18 protein-coding genes and 1 pseudogene are annotated in these 19,332 nt (G+C 61.9%); 6 read left to right on the top strand and 13 right to left on the bottom strand.

The window, feature by feature from the left end; all coding sequences use genetic code 11:
* Positions 1-196 precede the first annotated feature (196 nt).
* From P9254_RS27725 to P9254_RS27695, 7 genes are all read right to left on the bottom strand, one after another.
* The gene (locus P9254_RS27725) at positions 197-2,665 is read right to left on the bottom strand and encodes a S8 family peptidase (protein WP_063169237.1); all 2,469 of its coding nucleotides are present in this window, start codon (positions 2,663-2,665) and stop codon (positions 197-199) included.
* Between the two features lie 17 nt (positions 2,666-2,682).
* Positions 2,683-3,669 (bottom strand): AAA family ATPase, encoded by a 987-nt coding sequence (locus P9254_RS27720; RefSeq protein ID WP_024505649.1) that lies wholly within the window; start codon positions 3,667-3,669, stop codon positions 2,683-2,685.
* 355 nt (positions 3,670-4,024) lie between these two features.
* Positions 4,025-5,995, bottom strand: a complete 1,971-nt coding sequence (gene rlxS / locus P9254_RS27715; RefSeq protein WP_063169238.1) for a relaxase/mobilization nuclease RlxS — start codon at positions 5,993-5,995, stop codon at positions 4,025-4,027.
* 178 nt (positions 5,996-6,173) lie between these two features.
* Positions 6,174-6,857 (bottom strand): lytic transglycosylase domain-containing protein, encoded by a 684-nt coding sequence (locus P9254_RS27710; RefSeq protein ID WP_024505647.1) that lies wholly within the window; start codon positions 6,855-6,857, stop codon positions 6,174-6,176.
* Positions 6,845-7,393 carry a S26 family signal peptidase gene (locus P9254_RS27705; RefSeq protein ID WP_024505646.1) on the bottom strand — a complete coding sequence of 183 codons (549 nt, stop codon included), beginning with the start codon at positions 7,391-7,393 and terminating at the stop codon, positions 6,845-6,847. Before P9254_RS27705 ends, P9254_RS27710 begins: the two co-directional genes overlap by 13 nt.
* Positions 7,390-7,659 (bottom strand): helix-turn-helix transcriptional regulator, encoded by a 270-nt coding sequence (locus P9254_RS27700; RefSeq protein WP_024505645.1) that lies wholly within the window; start codon positions 7,657-7,659, stop codon positions 7,390-7,392. The genes P9254_RS27705 and P9254_RS27700 overlap by 4 nt, the downstream gene beginning before the upstream one ends.
* A gap of 181 nt (positions 7,660-7,840) precedes the next feature.
* Entirely contained in the window at positions 7,841-8,164 is a 324-nt protein-coding gene (locus P9254_RS27695) for a DUF736 domain-containing protein (RefSeq protein ID WP_024505644.1), read from the bottom strand.
* Between the two features lie 1,010 nt (positions 8,165-9,174).
* On the opposite strand from P9254_RS27695, the gene P9254_RS27690 reads away from it, so the two are divergent.
* The 3 genes and pseudogenes from P9254_RS27690 to groL all read left to right on the top strand — a co-directional run bounded on the left by P9254_RS27690 (position 9,175) and on the right by groL (position 11,599).
* Entirely contained in the window at positions 9,175-9,522 is a 348-nt protein-coding gene (locus tag P9254_RS27690; protein ID WP_063169239.1) for a hypothetical protein, read from the top strand.
* Positions 9,523-9,584: 62 nt separating this feature from the next.
* Positions 9,585-9,878 (top strand): annotated as a pseudogene (gene groES / locus P9254_RS27685) (co-chaperone GroES); the annotation flags it as partial.
* Between the two features lie 65 nt (positions 9,879-9,943).
* Positions 9,944-11,599, top strand: coding sequence for a chaperonin GroEL (gene groL, locus P9254_RS27680; RefSeq protein WP_063169240.1), 1,656 nt, complete (start codon positions 9,944-9,946; stop codon positions 11,597-11,599).
* A gap of 157 nt (positions 11,600-11,756) precedes the next feature.
* Here groL and P9254_RS27675 read toward each other — a convergent pair whose 3' ends face one another.
* Positions 11,757-12,758: an ArdC family protein gene (locus P9254_RS27675; protein WP_063169241.1), complete on the bottom strand. Its 1,002-nt coding sequence runs from the start codon at positions 12,756-12,758 to the stop codon at positions 11,757-11,759.
* A gap of 759 nt (positions 12,759-13,517) precedes the next feature.
* Here P9254_RS27675 and P9254_RS29170 point away from each other — a divergent pair.
* Positions 13,518-13,940: a hypothetical protein gene (locus P9254_RS29170; protein WP_063169242.1), complete on the top strand. Its 423-nt coding sequence runs from the start codon at positions 13,518-13,520 to the stop codon at positions 13,938-13,940.
* 6 nt (positions 13,941-13,946) lie between these two features.
* On the opposite strand, the gene P9254_RS27665 is transcribed toward P9254_RS29170, so the two are convergent.
* Complete coding sequence (locus P9254_RS27665) at positions 13,947-15,164, bottom strand: cation:dicarboxylate symporter family transporter (RefSeq protein ID WP_082826565.1); 1,218 nt, start codon at positions 15,162-15,164, stop codon at positions 13,947-13,949.
* Positions 15,165-15,867: 703 nt separating this feature from the next.
* Between P9254_RS27665 and P9254_RS27660 the strand changes: the two genes are divergently transcribed.
* On the top strand, positions 15,868-16,257 hold the full coding sequence (locus P9254_RS27660; protein WP_024505560.1) for a hypothetical protein: 390 nt from the start codon (positions 15,868-15,870) through the stop codon (positions 16,255-16,257).
* Positions 16,258-16,446: 189 nt separating this feature from the next.
* Here the strand turns inward: P9254_RS27660 and P9254_RS27655 are convergent, their stop codons facing one another.
* The 3 genes from P9254_RS27655 to P9254_RS27645 all read right to left on the bottom strand — a co-directional run bounded on the left by P9254_RS27655 (position 16,447) and on the right by P9254_RS27645 (position 17,464).
* A complete protein-coding gene (locus P9254_RS27655; protein ID WP_063169243.1) occupies positions 16,447-16,692 on the bottom strand; it encodes a hypothetical protein in 246 nt (81 codons plus the stop codon).
* 174 nt (positions 16,693-16,866) lie between these two features.
* Positions 16,867-17,001 (bottom strand): hypothetical protein, encoded by a 135-nt coding sequence (locus P9254_RS27650; protein ID WP_256754986.1) that lies wholly within the window; start codon positions 16,999-17,001, stop codon positions 16,867-16,869.
* Positions 16,994-17,464, bottom strand: a complete 471-nt coding sequence (locus P9254_RS27645; RefSeq protein WP_224570941.1) for a Crp/Fnr family transcriptional regulator — start codon at positions 17,462-17,464, stop codon at positions 16,994-16,996. Before P9254_RS27645 ends, P9254_RS27650 begins: the two co-directional genes overlap by 8 nt.
* A gap of 599 nt (positions 17,465-18,063) precedes the next feature.
* Between P9254_RS27645 and P9254_RS27640 the strand changes: the two genes are divergently transcribed.
* Positions 18,064-18,312 carry a DUF6074 family protein gene (locus tag P9254_RS27640; protein WP_063169245.1) on the top strand — a complete coding sequence of 83 codons (249 nt, stop codon included), beginning with the start codon at positions 18,064-18,066 and terminating at the stop codon, positions 18,310-18,312.
* A 365-nt stretch (positions 18,313-18,677) separates the two neighbouring features.
* On the opposite strand, the gene P9254_RS27635 is transcribed toward P9254_RS27640, so the two are convergent.
* Entirely contained in the window at positions 18,678-19,310 is a 633-nt protein-coding gene (locus P9254_RS27635) for an acyl-homoserine-lactone synthase (protein ID WP_063169246.1), read from the bottom strand.
* Positions 19,311-19,332: the final 22 nt, after the last annotated feature.

The following is a 19,332-nucleotide window of genomic DNA, read 5'->3' as shown; positions in this document are numbered from 1 at the left end:
ACCTCTCCGTAGACGCAGGGGGCGCGGCTTGTGGGCGTGACCATGGGCGCCATTATCACACGCTTGGCCCGCTCCTTTGCCGGCCTATCGTCCTCCGCGCATGATCCCTGTTGCCGACGTGATGATCCAGCACCAGCCGCCATGGCACCAGAGGCTGGTCAAACCTCCGTTGTTGGCCGATTTGGACAGTGCTGCATCAGGTCTCGACCGACGTCTCGACAGTCAGGGCTGCTTCGACGGGTGTGAAGATGTCAACATCGACCCCAGGCGCCCGCATCGTCACAATCAGGGCGTACCGAGCCAGAGCGTCGACGCGTTCCAGGTAAGGCTTCTCCTTCCACCAGCCCCCGACCGGGAACACGCCGATCGCATCACGCTCGGCGAGATCGGCGGCGCTGCCCGACCAGAAATCGGCGTGCAACGAGCCGCGATCGCGGAAGGTGCCGAGCAGCCACTCTTCTCCGCCTCCAGCAGGCGCCCCTTCCTCCTCGTCCCGAGCGGCCTGATTGATGCGGGCTCGGAATTCGTCGACTGTCTCGGTCGCTGACTTTACTCTGAACCGAAGACCATGGGACGCGTAACGATGCCGGCGGGTCCATCCGCGTTCACCGGGGTTGGGTTCGATGAAATAGGACAGCGTGACGCGGAGCTCGACCTGGGCAGCGCCGAGCGCCGCGAGCTGCTCCTTCGGCCAAGGCAGGCGATGCAGCTTCATGTCACGCGTTTTGGCAGCCGCGCCGCCCTCGCGCTGGAAAGGCTGAAGCTCATCTTCAACGATAAGCGTGAGGTCGTTCACCGTTGACAGAAGCGCGCGCCCAAGATCTGGCACGCCGTAACCATAGCGCCGCACGAGCGCCTGGATCTCGCCCTTCGCTCCGTTGCACGCATCGATGCGTGCGCGCATCGCCGGAGTCCATTCGGCCGAGTGGACGATCAGGGCGCGAACCGTTTCAGGCCACAGCTCGGGGCGCGCTGATAGAATTAGTCCCGCCATCCGTGCGGCATGGGCCGTTGCCGCGCTCGTATCTCCGAGGGTGGTGAAGTGGCGCAGTTCGGGTCGATAGAAAGTGGTCAATATCTGCAGATCGTCGATCGGCTCGCCAGGCAACACACCGTCATGGGCGAGATTGCCGCCTTCGAAGACGACCTCGGGCTTCACCGGCCACTGCCTGTCCCAAACGACCGAAGTGCGACTGCGCGGCGAGAGCTCGCCGACCGGCGCGATCGGAGCGTAGCCCGCAAAGTCGGTGTCAATGATATCGACCTTTTCTGTGAAAGCGCCGACCGTCAGCGCATTCCAGGCCTGAGAAGGATCATCGACTGCTTCCAGATCGTTGCGCGTCAAATGCTCGGCCGGCATGAGGTCATCGCCGATGTTGCCGGCAGAGAGAACGATCAAGCGTCGCTGCTCCTCTTCGAAACAGAGTTGGTCGATAGCGGCAGACCACGATGTGGGCCTTCCACGCGCCGGACTGGCGCTTGTCACAGCCATTGCGATCGCGCGGCGGCGCTCCGGCGCCTGCACCTCGGCGCGGGCGATCGCTTCCGCGGTGATCGAGCCATAGAGTTCTGGATCGTTTGCCTCGTCTTCTGGCGGAAGGATACGGACACTCTCCAGCCGAAAGGGCAATGGAACTGGATCGCCTCCGACCAGGAGCGGGACCAGATCACCGTACAGGCCGACACCTGCCATTCGCGTCCCGTGGCCGCTCCACGCAGGTGTGTCGTCGCTGCCCCATGCCGGTTTGACGGTGTGCCAGTCTTCAACGGCAAGTGCGGGTTCGATCAACGGGTGGGTGCGACGTACGCCGCTGTCGAGAATGCAGACCGCAATATCGGATTGAGGCGGTCTGACGCGCCCGAGAAGCTCGTCGCTCCAGTCCCTTTGCTCCGCGCCGCCAAGGCCCATGAAGAAGGACGGCGTATCCTTCGCGCGCCGCAGCTCGGCGACGACATCGCTGTGCGCAATCATGCGGTCGAGCATTGCCGTGCTGGCGAGTGCCAGCATGACCACCCGCTCCGGAAACCTGACCGCATGCGTGCGCAAAGTGATGTTCAGGGCTTCGGCAATGTGCTCGAAGTTCTCGCGGCGACCGTCGCGCAGCCAGACTTCCCACCACACCTGCTCGTCAGCGGCCTGGGGGAAGAGGTCGTCGTGGTCGGTAAACAACGATCGTGCAGTCGCCAGCCTGACTGTCTCCATGCGGGAGACGAGCGGCTCGTTGCGCGGTCTGCCGCGGTCAGTGTCAACGTCTCGATACGCCTCGACTTTCCGCAAATAATAGGCTTGCGCGCTTTGCGGCAGGAACACCGACGCTGTGATGGGAGCACCGGGTTGAGTTGGCTCATGGACGGCGACCAGCTCCATGTGCTGGCGACGATCGGCCAACTGGTCGAGGGCCGCCCGTCCGGACATGGGCAGATCGATCTCGAGGTAAAAGCCAGGCGTGCCGACCGACAGCTGGGGGTCACGCGCCGCAATCTGCTGGCGTGCACTTTCGACCGCTTGTTCGATGGATTGCGTCAAGGCCGCAGCATGCGACGCCCGATCACGCGCCGGCAGCGGCGGTGCATGTATAAGTTGGTTGGGCCGCCGATAGGCTTCCCGAATGCCGTTGTTGCGAAGGTGGATATGGGCGCGGTCGCGCGGAAAATCGTCTGCCATTATGATCTGTGCTGTCGCTACTCAGACAGCGAAGCCTGCCGGCGTTCCTTCAGAGCGTCGATGAGCGCTTCCGAGGTGATCCGCTTCCCCCCCCGCAATATGATGGTTTTTGCAGCGTCGTCGGCCGCGCGGGTGATCTCGGCCTGCGACAGTCTCTCTGCCTGAGAGATCGCCTCGTTCCAGGCAAGCCCTCTGGTGTCGAAGCGGTCGAGTCGAGCCCGAAGCAGCGCCTCGATAATCGGCCGATCGGGCACGGCGTATTCGATGACATCGTCGAAACGGCGGAACAAAGCTCTGTCGAGCAGCTCGGGATGATTTGTTGCCGCAATAATCAGGCTGTGGCTGTCGTCTTGCTCGAGAAACTGCAGAAACGAATTCAGCACGCGCCGAATCTCGCCAACATCCTGGCGTTCGCCTCGACGCGCGCCGATGGCATCGAATTCGTCAAAGAAGTAGACGCCCCGCGTCGCCTGCATTGCATCAAAAACAAGCCGCAGCTTTCCGGCAGTCTCTCCCATGAACTTGGTGATCAAACCATCGAGGACGATCATGAAAAGGGGCAGATGAAGCTCCCCGGCCAATGCCGATGCGGTCATCGTCTTGCCTGATCCTGGCGGGCCGACCAGAAGCAGTTTGCGACGGGGAACAAGCCCGTGCTCGCGCAAGCTTGCTTGTTGGCGCTGCTCTCCCAGCACGCGGTGCAGGCGCGAGCGCAGACTGTCCGGCAAAATCATGTCCGTCAGTCGCAGGTCCGGATAGCGCACATGCAGGAGGCCTGCGAGTTCGCCCTTTGGCTGAAAAAGGGGAACCGGCCGACTGCTCTTGGCAATCCGGGCGTCCCTGCTCTTGGCTGCGTCGACCAGATCCTTGAGCTCCTGAGCAAGCTTGCCATGGCCTTGACGTGCCTCATGCGCAGCAAGCTGCATCGCGATAGAGAGGAAACGATCCTCGTCGCCGGCAATGTGGCTTTTAAGCAGCGTCACGATATGGCGGGCCGTGGTCATGGCTCTCTTCTGGGGTATCCGTTTACTTGGCGAAGCGCATGCAACCTAAACGCTTTCAACGGCGATTTGTAACGCGCAATGGTGTTTTTTCTCTTGTCGATGTTCGCCCGTGGCAACTTCAGCGGTGAACTGTTGCGCCGCGGTCATAGGCCAGCCGGAATAACGCCGGCCAGCAGACAACAGTCCGCATCTTCGAGCGCTCGAAGTCTGGCCACTCACGCAGCGTGTCGGGTCCGAACGCTCCAAAGCCGCCCCGCCTGGCAGGTCCATGCGACCGATTGCGGGCGTGCGGCCATAAGGTCTACGCGGGCTCGCATGGCTGCCCGCGCCGCTGGCTAAAAAGCTGTACACCATCTCACGAAACACCAGGTCCGCTCCTTTGCCGGCCGACGGTCCATGAAATCCCCTCCCCACTCACGACACCGGAGACCTCCTTGCCCACATGGCGCTCAAGCACCGGCCGCCATGGCACCAGCGTGAACTCGCGCGACTTTTCAACGACGGCATATTTTCCGCTGGCAAGCTCGACGGAGCGGCGGAGCGTACCCTCTACTCGTCCTCCGAATCGCGCTTCGGCATAGGGCAGGCCAAGTTCCTCCGACAGTTGGCCAGCAACACGGTTCAGTTCTCGCTGGCGCAGGATCGAAAGCATGTTGGCTCGATAGACGATCCCATCCTGTTCTTTATGCGCGAGGCCTTGCGCGATCAGCCACTGCCGCCGGCGAGCTTGCGCCTCTCTCACGTCGCGGCCGAAGCCGGATCCGTGCAAAGGCTCGGGTCTATCGGCAACCAGCTCCCGGTCGAGCCAGGTGGCGCCGTTGAAGCTGACCTGTCGCTCCAGCGCCATTGAGGAGAGCTTGTCGGCAACGACAGGCTCGGCCCTGGCCCGCTGGCCCTCATAATTCGCGACGCGATCGAGATGGTCCGGCGCGATGAGCCAGGTGCCGTTCGGCTCTCGCTCAACGCCGCCGGTCGCGCGGCGGATCGCCTCCAGCCGCCGCACATGCGTTCGCGCAAAGCTCTCGGTGGCGGATGGGTCATGCTTCAGGTGCATATCGACGTCGTAACGGCCGCCATGCGCGGCGGCGATTTCGGCGATGGTACGATCGACCTGCCTCGGCTCGGTGTTCCTTGGCGCGACACGCACGATGCAGCCATTAGGCATCGTTTCCATCGCCTCGCCTCTACCGATGTTGATCCAATGGCTCTTACCGTCGACGGCGTCGACGATCATGTAATGGCGGTCATTGATCTCGTCGGCCAGTCCACGCGCGACAACGCGACCGACGAGAGACTGGACGGGCTCGCCGGATCGATCGTGGATCACCCAGTCGGCGGCCCTGCGGGCAAGCCCCTTGCCGGTCAGTTCGCGGTGCATGGTCTTGATGATGTCGCCGCGTTCGCCGGTGCGGCGCAGCGTGGCTTCGAGCTCATCGTCGAGGCGCCAGGAGCCAGCGCCGACCTCCGCGGCCAGACCCATCCGCTCGAGCTTGCGCAGCCGTCCCTGGTGCAGCGTCTGGCGAATGGCGTCGGGACCGCCCGGCGAGACCAGGCCGTCATCATCACGCATGCTGAGCAGCCGACGGTCGATGCTGGTGAAGCGTTCCTGCTCCATTTCCCGGCGCAGGCGAAGCTCAATCTCGCGGTCGGTTCGCGGACCGAGATCGAGGCTGACCAGCTCGGCCGCCCGCTCGCGGATGCCAGATGAGATATATTCGCGCGCGATGACCAGGTTCTCGCCACGGTCGTCCCTGCCACGGACGATGATGTGGCTGTGCGGGTGGCCGGTGTTGAAATGATCGACCGCGACCCAGTCGAGCTTCGTGCCGAGGTCTTCCTGCATCTGCGCCATGAGCCGCCGCGTCAGCGCCTTGAGGTCGTCGTACTCGATGCCGTCTTCGGCAGCGACGATGAAGCGGAACTGATGGCGGTCGCCGTCCGCGCGATCGATGAACGCCTTGCCGTCGACGCGGCCGCTGTCGGCGCCGTAGAGCTCGCCAGGTTCACCTTCGCGGGTGACCCCGTCGCGCTGAAGATAGCGTAGATGGGCACGCGCCCCGTCCGCGCCCTTGCCGGCGAGCTTGACGACCCGCGCCTTGACGATCACCCGGCGCTGGCGGAAGGCGGCATACCGGTCGCGCGATTTCAGCAGTGCGGCGGCCGCCCCGCCGCGCCCTGTCCGGCTTCCTGTGAAGCGACCACCGCGTTGCGGCCGGCCGCCAGCCCGGTTGATCGCCGCACGAACCTGGCCGGCATAGCGTTTGCCGGCCTTCGAGCCGCGCGACCCGATTTTGCCGAGCTTCGGCCTGAACTCGTCATCCTTAATGCGAGCCTCCCAGACATATCAAGCAAAATCAGACACTTACACGTCAAACCCTCTTGGCACCGGCGGCAGCCTCCCGGAAAAACGATGTGCAGACAAAGATTTAACCGCCTCCTGGAGGCGGTACCTTTATCTTGCCTTCCGCGCCCAGCCCCGCCAGACGCGCCCCCGTCCGCCATGGCTAACGCACCGGCTCCTTCGGCTGCGCGCCGTCCTTGCCGAGCGGCACGAAGAGATCGCCGTTTCGCACGCCTGAGTGAACACCGTCATGAATGAAGAACAGCGACCGTCCGAGAGGAGCGATTTGCGCCTTTGGAGCGACAGATTGGCTTTCGAACGCCTCGATGTCGGCCGCCGAAACTCCGGCCGCCTTGAGTTGGTCGAGGTACTCGACGGTCTCTTCTGGCAGCGGTTTGCCACGCTTCAAATGCTCGTCGTAGCGCTCGGGACCGGCATTGTAGGCGCCAAACAGGCCAGGAAATCCGAAGCGGTCATACATGGCACTGAGATAGGCCGTGCCGGCCAGGATATTGTCGCGCGGATCGTGGGGGTTAGGCCCAAGGCCGTGTTCGACCCGCATCTCTTCATAGGTGCCGGGCATCACCTGCATGAGGCCCATGGCGCCAGCGGGGGAGGTGATGGGGCGGCCGCCGCGCATTGTCTTGCCGCCGCTTTCGGCAGCCATGACGGCATAGATCCAGGCTTGGGGAATATGGAAGCGCCGGCTTGCTTCCGATACCAACGTCTGCCACTTTCGCAGCTGCGGACTTTGGGAGATGGCGACCGGCTCAGCGCCGGTCGAGGCGGAACAGGCGCATGGCGCAATGGCGATCATGCCCAACAAGAGGAGGGTCACTCGGTCCATAGTGGTACGAGCCTCCCGATGACATTTTGAGTGGGAACAGGCCCGAAATAGCGGCTGTCGAAGGAGCGGTTTTTGTCGCTGCCGAGCAGGAAAACCTCGTTATCCCCGAGCGCTCGGCAGCCGTTCCACCATGGCAAAGGTCGGCCTTCGGCGTCGATTTTGAGCCGGCGCGCGACGATGTCGCCGCCGATGATGATGGCGTCATTGAAGGCGCAGACATTATCGTCCGGCAGCGCTGCAAGACGTTTTGCCAGCGGCACATTGCGAGGCAGATAGCTGCGCTCGGCGGCGAGATACGCCGCGTATTCAGGCGGGCGCACGAGCACGAGATCGCCACGCGCCAGCGCTCCCGCAGCGATGCGGTAAAGGCCGATCGGCGCGCTGGCCGAGGCGTTCCAGACCAGCCAAGGGGCGGGCTTTCCCAGCGCCGTGAAGCCCAAAAGACCGAGACCGGCCGCGGCCAAGGCGACCGTCTTACGGGCTCGAACACGCCTCAGGCGGCTGCCGATCAGATGGATGGAAGGGCGCCGCCTCATGAACGGCCTCCCGTGCCGCCCTGGCCGGAACCGGCCTTGCCATCGCCGGCGATGGAGTGCTGCGGGTGTCCTTTCGACCAATGGTCGAGTTCGTCGATGTGATAGCGGACATAGCGGCCGTGCTTGCGGAATTTCGGGCCGCCGCCCTTGAGCCGCATCTTTTCGAGCGTGCGCTGGGAGAGCCCGATATAGAAGGCGGCTTGGGCTGTGCTGAGAAACGGGCTGCCCTTTTTCGCGCGGGCCGCGCGTTCGTTTTCGTCGTCCATGATGATCCTCGTTTCGCTTCGGACAAGCGAGGGCGAGGATGGGCGAGGGAGATCGTCTCGGGGACGGGCGAAGAGTCGGGGGAGAGTTTTCGCCGCCCTTTAGGGCGGACGGGGTTTGGGTGGAACTCCTGGGAATGAGCCCCGCGCCGGGGCTGCGGCGCGAGGCTCTTATCTCGGCCGGTCAGTCGGCCGGGTTCCAGATGATGGCGTAGGTGTCGTGATCGTCCTGGCCGGCGGCTCGGCCGAGATTGGCGTAGAGCTTGCGCGGTCCGAACTCCGGCGCTGCAATCGACAGGCTCACATAATCCTTGCCGGAAGTCTCGCCGGTGCGGATCCAGCCAGCGCCGACTTCGACCCCTTGCGTAAGCACCCGGAAGTCGGGATGGTTATCGGCGCTCTTGGCCTGGTTGGGGACGATATCGATGTCGGCGCGGACGCTGAGCGTCTTGAACTGGCCCTTGTAGGCGCCGTTTTCCTGCTTGTTGACGTAACCGATCGCGGTCATTTCGAAGTCTCCTTTTGTGGTTTCGCCGGGGACCATCCCCTGCGATGGCGCACCGTAATGGGCGCGTCAGGACCGCCTGAATCCGACAGGGCCGCAGCGACAGTGAAGGACCCGAGCGGGCAGCTTTTTTGTGAGCGAAGCGGCGCGAGGAAGCCGCCGCAGGCGGCGGGGAAAAAAGCTGATGGCGCGAGGGTTTCGGGCGGCCGGACCCGCCCATAGGTCGACAAGCCAGCCGCAGGGATGGTCCTTGGAGAGAGCATGGAGACCGCTCGCCAAGTGCGGTCTGTCAGCCAAGCAGGACGCCGGGATGAAACGGCCTGCAAAGATGCTGCGCCCTTATGCCGGATCGAGATCGTGCCAGCGGGTCGGGCGCCAGAGCAGACATCCGGCATGGTGCGATCTATGAAAGCAGGGCTCGCCAGCGGGAATTTGATACGCGAGGGGGCCAAAGTAAGGCTGGATGAGAAGCCGGTGCTACCTGCAGGTCCAGTGTCATGTGGCGGCGCTCGGGAAACCGCTACGCAATGTAACGCGCTCTTATGAGGCGAACAGACCGGCCCCAAAACCGATCGACCGGTGGTCGGCGCGAAACGCGTCATGCCTGTCCGAAAGCTGACAGTGGCAGAAGACGCATGTCGGGTTCCGCACAATTGACCATGCTGGATTTGTGAGGTTTTCAGGGAGAGCCATGCGTTCACTTCCCAGTGAGCTTTGGCACGGCATTTGCTCTTGATGTGGCAACACGGATCGAAGGTTGACTGCATGCACAAGCGCGAGATGAGCAATGCTCTCCTTTCCTGGAGGCTTGGCAGCAGATTCGATTTGACGTTGCGAGGAGCTTCAGCCGCTCGCGGCGGAAGTGATCTCAAATCTGAAGGCACCGTTGGGGCCGCAGCCATCAAACACATCTTTCTCTTTTTCGCAGCTCGTCTTCAACGCGATGCGGACTTCTTCGCGTCGACGGCGGCCGAAGGTGGAGAAGGGGCTCGACTTGCAAAAAGGAGTTGTCAATGACGTCTTACGTTCGCACCAACAGCCCGGCGCAGGTGCGCTCACTGTCCACCTTTGGCAAGCATCTGCAAAGGAGCGTGCTGACGGCGACGCTGCTTGCCGCGGCTTCGACGGGAAGTGAAGCGCAGCCCTATGTTCGTGCTGACGGCAGCACGACTGACGACTTGGAAGCGGCGCGAGCAAGTTGGCGTCATGACGCCGAATTCAATGGAAATGTGGGGCTCGCAGCCATCAACGCGGATGCCGCGTATGCGTTGGGTTCCACCGGGGAGGGGGCCAGAGCTCCTCGCCTGCCCTCGTCCGTCTTGACGAGTGCCCGCTTACAGCCTACCTCACTATCGCGTTAGCACTCGTCCATCGCGAGTGCTAACAAAAACCCCTCAACAGCGCACCAGGGAAAAATCCGAAAATGGCAAAGTCGAAGTTCCGCCCGCTGCATGACCGCGTGGTCGTTCGCCGGGTCGAATCCGAATCCAAGACCGCTGGCGGGATCATCATCCCCGACACGGCAAAGGAAAAGCCGCAGGAAGGCGAGATCATCGCTGTCGGCTTCGGCGCTCGTGACGAAGCTGGCAAGCTGGTCCCGCTGGACGTCAAGGCCGGCGACCGCATCCTGTTCAGCAAGTGGTCGGGCACGGAAGTCAAGCTCAATGGCGAAGACCTTCTGATCATGAAGGAATCCGACATCATGGGCATCATCGGCTCATATCAGGCCCTTTCGTCAACTGAATTCCCGGGCTCGATTGAAGCCCCTGCCAGGAGCTAAAAATGGCTGCCAAAGACGTAAAATTCTCCCGCGATGCCCGCGAGCGCATGCTGCGCGGTGTCAACATCCTCGCTGACGCGGTGAAGGTCACGCTCGGCCCCAAGGGCCGCAACGTGGTCATCGACAAGTCGTTCGGCGCCCCGCGCATCACCAAGGACGGCGTCACCGTCGCCAAGGAAATCGAGCTTGAGGACAAGTTCGAAAACATGGGCGCGCAGATGGTCCGCGAAGTTGCTTCGAAGACCAACGACATCGCTGGCGACGGCACCACGACCGCGACCGTTCTGGCGCAGTCGATCGTCCAGGAAGGCCACAAGGCCGTTGCCGCCGGCATGAACCCGATGGACCTGAAGCGCGGCATCGACCTCGCGGTAACCGACGTCGTTGCGACCCTGATCAAGAACGCCAAGAAGATCAAGACCTCCGAAGAGGTTGCCCAGGTCGGCACCATCGCCGGCAACGGCGATGCTTCGGTCGGCAAGATGATCGCCGAAGCGATGCAGAAGGTCGGCAACGAAGGCGTCATCACGGTTGAGGAAGCCAAGACCGCCGAGACCGAACTCGAAGTCGTCGAAGGCATGCAGTTCGACCGCGGCTACCTCTCGCCCTACTTCGTCACCAACGCCGACAAGATGGTTGCCGAACTCGAGGACGTCTACATCCTCCTGCACGAGAAGAAGCTGTCCAACCTCCAGGCCATGCTGCCGGTTCTCGAAGCCGTCGTGCAGACCTCGAAGCCGCTGCTCATCATCTCGGAAGACGTCGAAGGCGAGGCTCTGGCCACGCTGGTCGTCAACAAGCTGCGTGGCGGCCTGAAGATCGCCGCCGTCAAGGCGCCGGGCTTCGGTGATCGCCGCAAGGCCATGCTGGAAGACATCGCCATCCTCACCGGTGGCCAGGTCATCTCGGAAGACCTCGGCATCAAGCTCGAGAACGTCGGCCTCAACATGCTCGGCCGCGCCAAGAAGGTGTCGATCTCCAAGGAGAACACCACCATCGTCGACGGCGCCGGCAAGAAGGCCGAGATCCAGGGCCGCGTTGCCCAGATCAAGCAGCAGATCGAAAAGACCACTTCGGACTACGACAAGGAGAAGCTGCAGGAACGTCTGGCGAAGCTCGCCGGCGGCGTTGCGGTGATCCGCGTCGGCGGTGCGACGGAAGTCGAAGTCAAGGAAAAGAAGGACCGCGTCGATGACGCCCTCAACGCGACCCGCGCGGCCGTCGAAGAAGGCATCGTTGCTGGTGGTGGCGTCGCGCTGCTGCGCGCTTCGGCCAACATCAAGGCCACCGGCGTCAATGCCGACCAGGCCGCCGGCATCAACATCGTGCGTCGTGCGCTGCAGGCTCCGGCCCGCCAGATCGCGGCCAACGCCGGTGCGGAAGCATCGATCGTTGCCGGCAAGATCCTTGAGAACAAGGGCGCGACCTTCGGCTACAACGCCCAGACCGGCGAGTATGGCGACATGATCGCCATGGGTATCGTCGATCCGGTCAAGGTTGTCCGTACGGCTCTTCAGGACGCGGCCTCGGTCGCCGGCCTGCTGGTCACCACCGAAGCCATGATCGCGGAGGCTCCGAAGAAGGAGTCGGCTGGCGGCGGCATGCCTGGCGGCATGGGCGGCGGCGGCATGGGCGGCATGGGCGGCATGGATTTCTAATCCAGCTCTGGCAGCTTTCGCAACGAGAGGGCGGCATCAATGCCGCCCTCTTTTTTTGCGAACCTCGGTCCGATGAACGATCGACGCCAACGCCGGCCATCGGCGTTAGGGCAACCTCAAAAGAACTGTCGAGTTGGTTGCGCGCGGCTTTGCGTCATCAGAGGCGCAAGGCGGTCGCGTGTGAGGATTGCGCGCTCCCATAGGCGGTTTCGGCATGTGCCTCGCCTTCGACATCGACATTGCGGCCAAGCAGGAAATCGGCGGCTTTCGAGGCATGGCTTGCGGCGCGGAAGATGGCGCGGTTGTCCTCGCGCAAAACCGTCAGCCATGAGCCGATGTAGTCGGCATGGCGCACGGTCGGCTCGATGCCGAGACTGCTGCAGATGAAGGCTGATGCGATTTCGGCGACCAGTTCCTCGCGCGCATAGGTGTTGGACCCGAAGGAGCCGGACAGGTCGCGCGCGAGTCGCCTCGGGTGGCCGGTCCAGTGGCCAAGCTCGTGAAAGCAGGTCCGGTAATAGTCGATCTGGTGGAAGAAAGCCGGCTGCGGCGGCACCTGTATGGTGTCGCTGCCGGGCATGTAGAAGGCGCGCTCGCCGCCGACGCGAAAATCAGCGCCGGTTGCATGAATGAGCGCCTCGGCCTGCGGGACCATCTCGCGCTCAGGCAGAGGCTCGCCGGCGGCGTAAAGATGTTCGGGCAGATTATCGCACTGCGCGACATTGAAGACGGTGAAGCGCTTCAGGAAGGGCACCGCCTGCGGTTCGTCGCCATCGGTGTCGGCGCGTTGCTTTTCGTTCTTGGGAACAAAGCGGTCAGCGTGAACGATGGTGGTGCCGTGCTCGCCCTTCCTGACATTGCCGCCAAGCGAAAGCGCCTGCCGGAAGGTGAGCCAGTTCTGGCTGGGGAAACCGCGCTCGATGACCGCGCCCCACAGGATCAGGATATTGATGCCGGAATATCGGCGCTGGGTGGCCGCATTCCGCGGCAGGCCGAGGCCTGTCCTTGCCCTGCCCCACGGCTTGACCCATGGCACGGTGCCGCGCTCCAGTTCGGCAATGATGCGGTCGGTGATTTCCTGATAAAGGCTGGCGCCGGTGCGCCCGCCGCTGTCTGCGCCAGCCTGTCGGCTGCCGCAACGTTTGTTGTTTGCACGCATCGTGATGTCCTCCGCTCTACAATCGCGCGCCCTCCCCGGAAGCGGGGTGGGCGGCAAAAGCGACCGGAAAGGCCCGCCGTCGGAGGCGGACTGCATCAGCAGGACCGGAACGGAGTGGAGGACCCGAAAGCGACAAGCGAAGGGTTGCGGGACGCCGCGGCGGGCCTAGAAGGGAGTGCTGCCCACCCTGCGCCAGGGGGAAGGCCACAATAGAAAGACGCCGGCCGACAGGCCGGCGACCGTCAGCAGCCGAAGGCTGCCCCGCGCCAGGGGGCGATGCCGCAGGGCCAAGACCGCCTGAGCTTGCCGAAGAAAAGCGGGCTCGGTTCACGAGCACCCGGCCAGCGACTTCAGGCGCGGGCGCTCAGGATTGTTGTTGGCGCCCACGGCAGCTGGATGACCGCAACAAGATTACGAGGAGCGACAGCAAAGCCAGCTGCCACAAACGGCACGCTCCGGCAACAACAGCGTGGCCGGTCTACAGATGCTGCCCCGCACGAGAGCCAGCACGCTTTGAGCGCGCATCGGCGATGCAAGCGTTGCAAGCTGGCCATGTCCACAAGGTCGGCGACCACTATATCGCCGACCACCAACGCGGGCGTACCGTCTAAGTGCAGACCTTTCGCGAGTGCGCGGACGCGCGCATTTCATCTGCGATGGCCGGATCTTGCATTCCCGCTTGAGCTGCTCAACGTCAAGGCCTACACGCGCTGCGATCTTGAGAGTGACCCTTCAACTGGGGGAAATCATAAGGGCGCGGTGGAATTCGTCGAACTTTCCCTGTTTTCTCGAGGCGAGTGCGGCGAAGGCTGGGAATTGGGAATCCGGTCCCAGGACCGGGAACTGTTTGATCACAAGCTTCAGATTGGGCTCATGCTTGAAGGCTTTTTGGTAGTTGATATCAGCCAGTCTGCAATGCGGACAGTTGTGGTAGTCATTGAATATGACCAGAACGGCATCGCCTTGCGGGTTGCCGGCGATTGGCGAAGGAGATCGTTGTCGAATGCGCCGCTCCACTTTTGCCTGTCGGTCGACCACGCCTGCCGGTGCAGGTTCGCGCTATATTGGCTCGCCAGCAAGGCGAGGAGTAAAAGAAGAGCTGCGACAGTGATGGCAGTCGGCTTAGACATGAGTCTCCAATCCATGGACGGCGTGGCAGCAACGGCCGCCTTTTTGGTGTAAAATGGGTCAGTTTTGATCGTGCCCCGCAGTTGCTACAGGCGCACAGGTGCCGGTGCGATCTGGCGGTTTCTCAAATACGGCTTTGCGCCATCGGGTCCACCCCAATAGCTGAGCGTCGTTCGCACGGGGAATTGTGTTCACCACGCCGGGCGACTTGACCGTCCACCGCCAGAGCGCTGAACGGTCCGCTAGTGAGGCGCTCCCCGAATCGTCGTTTATCCCGCTCGCCCCGGACCGGGTGACAGCCAGCGTTGCCGCTACGCTGCGGAGAAAAACCGTCAGCGCGTGGCATTCGGACATAAGCTGATCGACGCCAAGAATAAGCCCCACGGAGGTGACCGGTGCGGCCGGAACAAGAAAGAGCGTTGCAGCCATTGTGACGAGGCCTGCACCGGTAATGCGGGTTGTTCCGTTCGAAGGGAACAATGCGACAAACAGCATGAGGATCCGGCAGCCGATCGGGAGATCAGTTTTCGTCGCTTGGGCGATGAAAAGGGCGGCGAGCATCATATTCGTGCCGTCCAGATTGAATGGAATGAGACCCACGACCGAATGCGTGGCGCCGGCCTTTTCCATCTTCTCCATGAGCGAGGCCAGCGCGGCCTCTGAGGAGGACATTGCGAGCAGCAGCTCGTCCTTGATGTATCGGACGAGAGAGAAGAGCGAGCGGCCGTTGTAGCGGCAGACCGCGCCGAACAGGATCGAGAGGAACAGGACCGAGAGGAACAAGACTTGCAGGATGTCGCCTTCCGCGAAGGCACTGGCAATCGTTGACGGGATGATGTTCATCAGGAAGCTGGTCACGGACTGCTCGTGAGCCGTGGCCACATAGCCCTTAACGGCTTCGACATCGAGCGAGGCCGGATCGATGTTGAGGCCGGCGCCAGGCTGAACGATATTCGCGACAATCAGCCCGACAAGGAGTGCTAGCGTCGAGAAGGTAAGGAAATAAACCATCGCCTTGGCGGCAACTCGGCCGACCTTCTGCAGATCGCTCATGCCGGCAATGCCGGTCGCCATTGTCAGGAAGATGACAGGTACGGTGATTATCTTGACGACATCGACGAAGGCATCGCAGAGCGGCTTCAGGCTGTGGCCGGTCTCCAAATGGAAATAGCCGATTGCGGCACCCAGGATTATGGCGGCAAGTACCTGCACGTAGGTCCGGGCAAAATGGCGCTTGCGGGGCGCTAAGATCGCGCGGGGAACTCTTGGAACCAACACCGTCTCTCTCCTTGACCGGATCGGGGTGGGGCTCCTCCCTCTCCCATGCAGTGCTCCGGTCGAACGCTGCGCCCACTTCGGCGCAAACGATGTGCCAAATAGCAAGAGGGGAAAACGCGCAGGACCTCACGCAATGCTTGCGATTCGCTCTCCCACACTCGTGCAGTGGTTGCCTGTCGCAACTATGGAAGGGTCGATTCTGGGAACTCCAAAGGCCGCTCTTTGCGTCGACGCAGCTTGGCTGCCTGGAAGGTTCCCTCTTTGCCTTGCGGTCTGCGAGCTGGGTCCAGATGGTCATCATTTGGCTGCGCGCTGCACGGGGCTCGAAAGATTCAATCGAGGACGGGTCCTCTTGGAAAACGGGGGCAGCGTTGGTCAAGCCCTTCCACCCTGCTGTCCCAATGGTGTTCAGAAGCTCAGTTCACGATCAAGCGATGGATCAGCGTCATCTGGCGTTTGCGCCATCGCGGCGGCGTTGCAACGGGTCTGCCAAAGATGAGCAGGCCGCGAGGCAGGGTCCGAGACCTAGACTCCAACCTCATAGCGCGCTCGGCTCGCGTTCGGAAGGTTCGAACCGCAGCACGATCAGGTGGCGACACCGTTGGTCGGAACCGGAACCCGACGAATGATCGTTCGTGACCGACATCTGTGAACAAGCAGTATGTGTCATTGCAATCACCACCCGTTGCGCGGAAATGCCCATATGGCCGTGAATGAACTGGATTTGGTGATTTTCCAGATGGCGGTGGAAAGCGTCCGCTTGCTCTCTTCAAGCTTTGATGAGAAGGCGGCTGAGATAGCCACGAGGAGCCGTGGTAGCCTTCTTTTTGACGTGCGGGTGGACGGTGACCTGGAGGTCCAGCGAGTCGCAGCCATTGGATATCCAGGCGACAAGATCGGTGTGGTGGCATTGGACCGAGAGGGCCTTGTTAGCTGTTGTTGCCTTGTCAATGGCACCTTCTCACCTTTCATTGCACCGTTGGAGAACTGGACCAGCATGCCCCTTTCGATGCAGGCCCAGATCGATGTCACAGGCTATGCGAGGCTCCTTCTGGCCGCCTTGCGAAATGCTGGACATATGCTGGACAGGTAGCATCGCGATGATGTCTGTGATGAGATGGTGCAAACGGCTGGATGAGGCGATCGCTTGCTGGCAGCTTTGGCAACAAAGCGATCGGTGAGTTCGCAATGCTGGAACACGTCCTTTAGACTCTGCAGTTAAGTTAGCGGACTACCATCTGACGAATGCCCTCTGACAGTCTGCATGGCGCGGCATGCCCTCTTAGGAATGCAGCCGTGGTTCTACACCATCGGCTGTTTTTGTGTCGAAGGCGACGGGCACGCCATGAACGAAGGAAGCGGCCGCCAACAGTTCCTCCAACTCGCGGTCGGTGGCCTTGCATGCCGGCATTAGTGTTCGGATGGCGCGGATCGCCTGCGCCATGGAGAGAAAGCGGACCCTTCCCCTGGAAAGGACATAGGCTTCTGCGGCTTTTTCGACGGTGACGGTGTGAAACGAATTGGTCATGACGAATTCCTCCCTGAACCCTGACCAACCCGACTTATGGCACGAATTCGACCGCCTTCAAGCCTATGTCCGATTGCGGACAATCGCTGCGATTCGTTCAAAACCGCTGATGCTTTTGGGCGACCTGGTGAGGGGCAAGGAGACGTCGGCTGAACCCGTTTCAACCGACATGCTTCAGGCAGCGGCCAGGCCGAAATAACGCTGCTCCTCCTTGTCATAAGCGCCATGTGTGAGCTTTATCAATCCGGCACGGTCGATGATCGTGATCTCGCCGCGCTTGGCGTGCACCAGTCCTCGATACTCAAGCATTTGCAGGGCCGTGGTGACCCCGGGCGGTGGGCGCGAGCATGGTCGCCAGAAATTCATGCGTCGGGAGGATCTTATCTCCTTCCGCACGGTCGTGGACCATCAGCTGCCAGCGGGCCAGCCGTTCTTCGACCTTGGAGTGGCCATTGACCAGTGCCGTCCGGCATGATTGGACGAGGAACGCGTGGGCATAGTCCAGCACTGAGGTGCGAAGCGACGGGCTAATCGCAGGGCGAAGGTTTTCAACCGGCAGGCGCCAGGTAGTGCTTTCCTTTCCGAGAATGACGGCAATTCCTTTCATCCCGTCATAGCCGACAATGCCGACTTCACCTTGCCGCCCGCCGGTCATGGTGGCGACCACCGACGCGATGCCCCTCTCGGGAAAATATACGTTCTTGATCGGCTGATGCGCGACCTCCAACTTGTCCTTGATGCCCGGTTCGACGTGATGCAGCGATGGTCGCAAAAGCGCGAAGTCCTGCGGGGTGAGGGCTTCAGCACCTGGTCGCGAAAGAGGGATCGGGCAAGGCTCTCTTCCAACGGGGCAAGAGCGCGTACGTCTTACTGTCGGCTGCACCGAAGTAAATGCCGGCCGATGCCAAAGCATAGGCTTCGAAACGCGCGATTGCAAAGCCCTGTCGGGGCAGTGCAGTCATGCTAGAAGTCGCGCCGCCTACGATAGGCAGCGGATGACATGATTCCCTTCTGCGGCGGCCACCAAGAACGGCTCGGGCACGCTTTAATCGTTCATACACAAGCTCGCAGGAATGTAAGCAGCGGAACAGTCGGGTGATTCGTACCGCCCTGCCCTTTCAGAGATCAAGTCATTGGACGTCAATTCGGCTGGAACGCCTCGTCGAACGGCCCAGGAAAATGCAGCCGGATGAGCAATGGTGGTTCACCTTATGTGCGGTCCCGGATATGCGGTCCGGCGGCTCATCTCCCAATGGCTTGTCGATGGGGAAGTGGAACTCGTCATGTCGCCGCGAACCGTCACCGCGCTAGCGGGGCTCTTTTGAAGACGCCGGTGTTTTTCTTTGTGGAACTGAATCTGTGAGGTGATTGATGCATGAATCAAACATTTGCGTATTTCCGCTGCATCGGCGACGTATATTGGTCGAAAGTATCGCCCAGGCCCTCGAGACCAAGAACGGCGAGGCGGCGAGCGCGTTCTGGCGCTGTGCCGCCAAGAAAATGCTCATTCAATTGTCCGATGTAGGAATTGCGCCAGAGCTCGCTGCGCAGGAGGTTGGAAGCCTTCTTCATGCGGTCTTGGACGACATGGCCAACCGAACGGTAATGCACAAAGCATAGGCTCGGGCGCTGTTGGACCGCGCGTCAGCTCGGGTCCTTATCGGGGGACTGCTCCGACTGGCCGACGGTCCGGCCAAACCGGCATACCGGCAAAGCTTTGAGGTTGCGATCGCTCACGGCGGCCGGTCCAATATTCTAAGACGACCTCAGAAGCCACGTTGGCTTCTTTGGACGAAGCGGAGGGGCGCCATTTTGGCGTGCTCACGCTGGACTGCGGGTTGCGCCTACGGAAATCCAAAGTCCGGCCGCGCGAGCCAATCGACCGGAACAGTCGAAAGCTCGTGGGGCGGGTCCGCTCACCCTCACGGCGGCGGTGGCGGCCGTGAGCAGACTTAACTCAAGTCACGGCTGAGCATCCGCAGGCGCTATGCCGATTGGATGAGAACTGGTTGCCACAACACCGGCCCGTTGAGGCGTCCCCTCCAGCGGATGCGCAAGAGACTGGCGTAGGAAATATCGAGGAAGCCGGCGACTGCCTCGGTGTTGCCGACCTGCTTGGGCTGTCCGATACGTGACAACGGCCAGGTCGCGAGACGAAGGATCCTTTCGATGCGCGTATCTGTCACCGTTACGATCCCGGAGAGATTGTTGGCCAAGCCGAATTCGATGATCCCCGCGAAGAGCTCGTAGGTTGCTTGGGCCAGGCCGCCAGCTGCCTTCGGCGCTGTCGCAGGGAGATCGAGCGCGAAACGACTACTCTCCCAGATATCGGCACTCGCAGGGACCACCATCTCATCCAGCAGCGTCGGAAACGTATCGCGCAACATTGTCGGTCCGGTGGTCGGCAAAAGGCGGACGCAGCCGCAAGTTCGCCAATCGGACCCCTTGAGAAGCAGGTAGACGGGGTTCAGGCTGTCAAACGAGTCCGTTTCCATTTCGCCTTCGGTCTGCACTTCCCAATCGAGCCGCTTCTTGAAAACCCGATACCTAAGTCCGTGCATTTCCTTGAGTTCGCTCGCAAACTCGGCGTAGCAGTCGGGTGTTATCAGCTGCATCATTGTCGTCTCCGTGCGGGATGTG

Source organism: Mesorhizobium sp. WSM4983 (assembly GCF_029625765.1).
In the GTDB taxonomy this organism is placed as follows: domain Bacteria; phylum Pseudomonadota; class Alphaproteobacteria; order Rhizobiales; family Rhizobiaceae; genus Mesorhizobium.
This window is presented reverse-complemented; position numbering and strand designations above follow the sequence as displayed.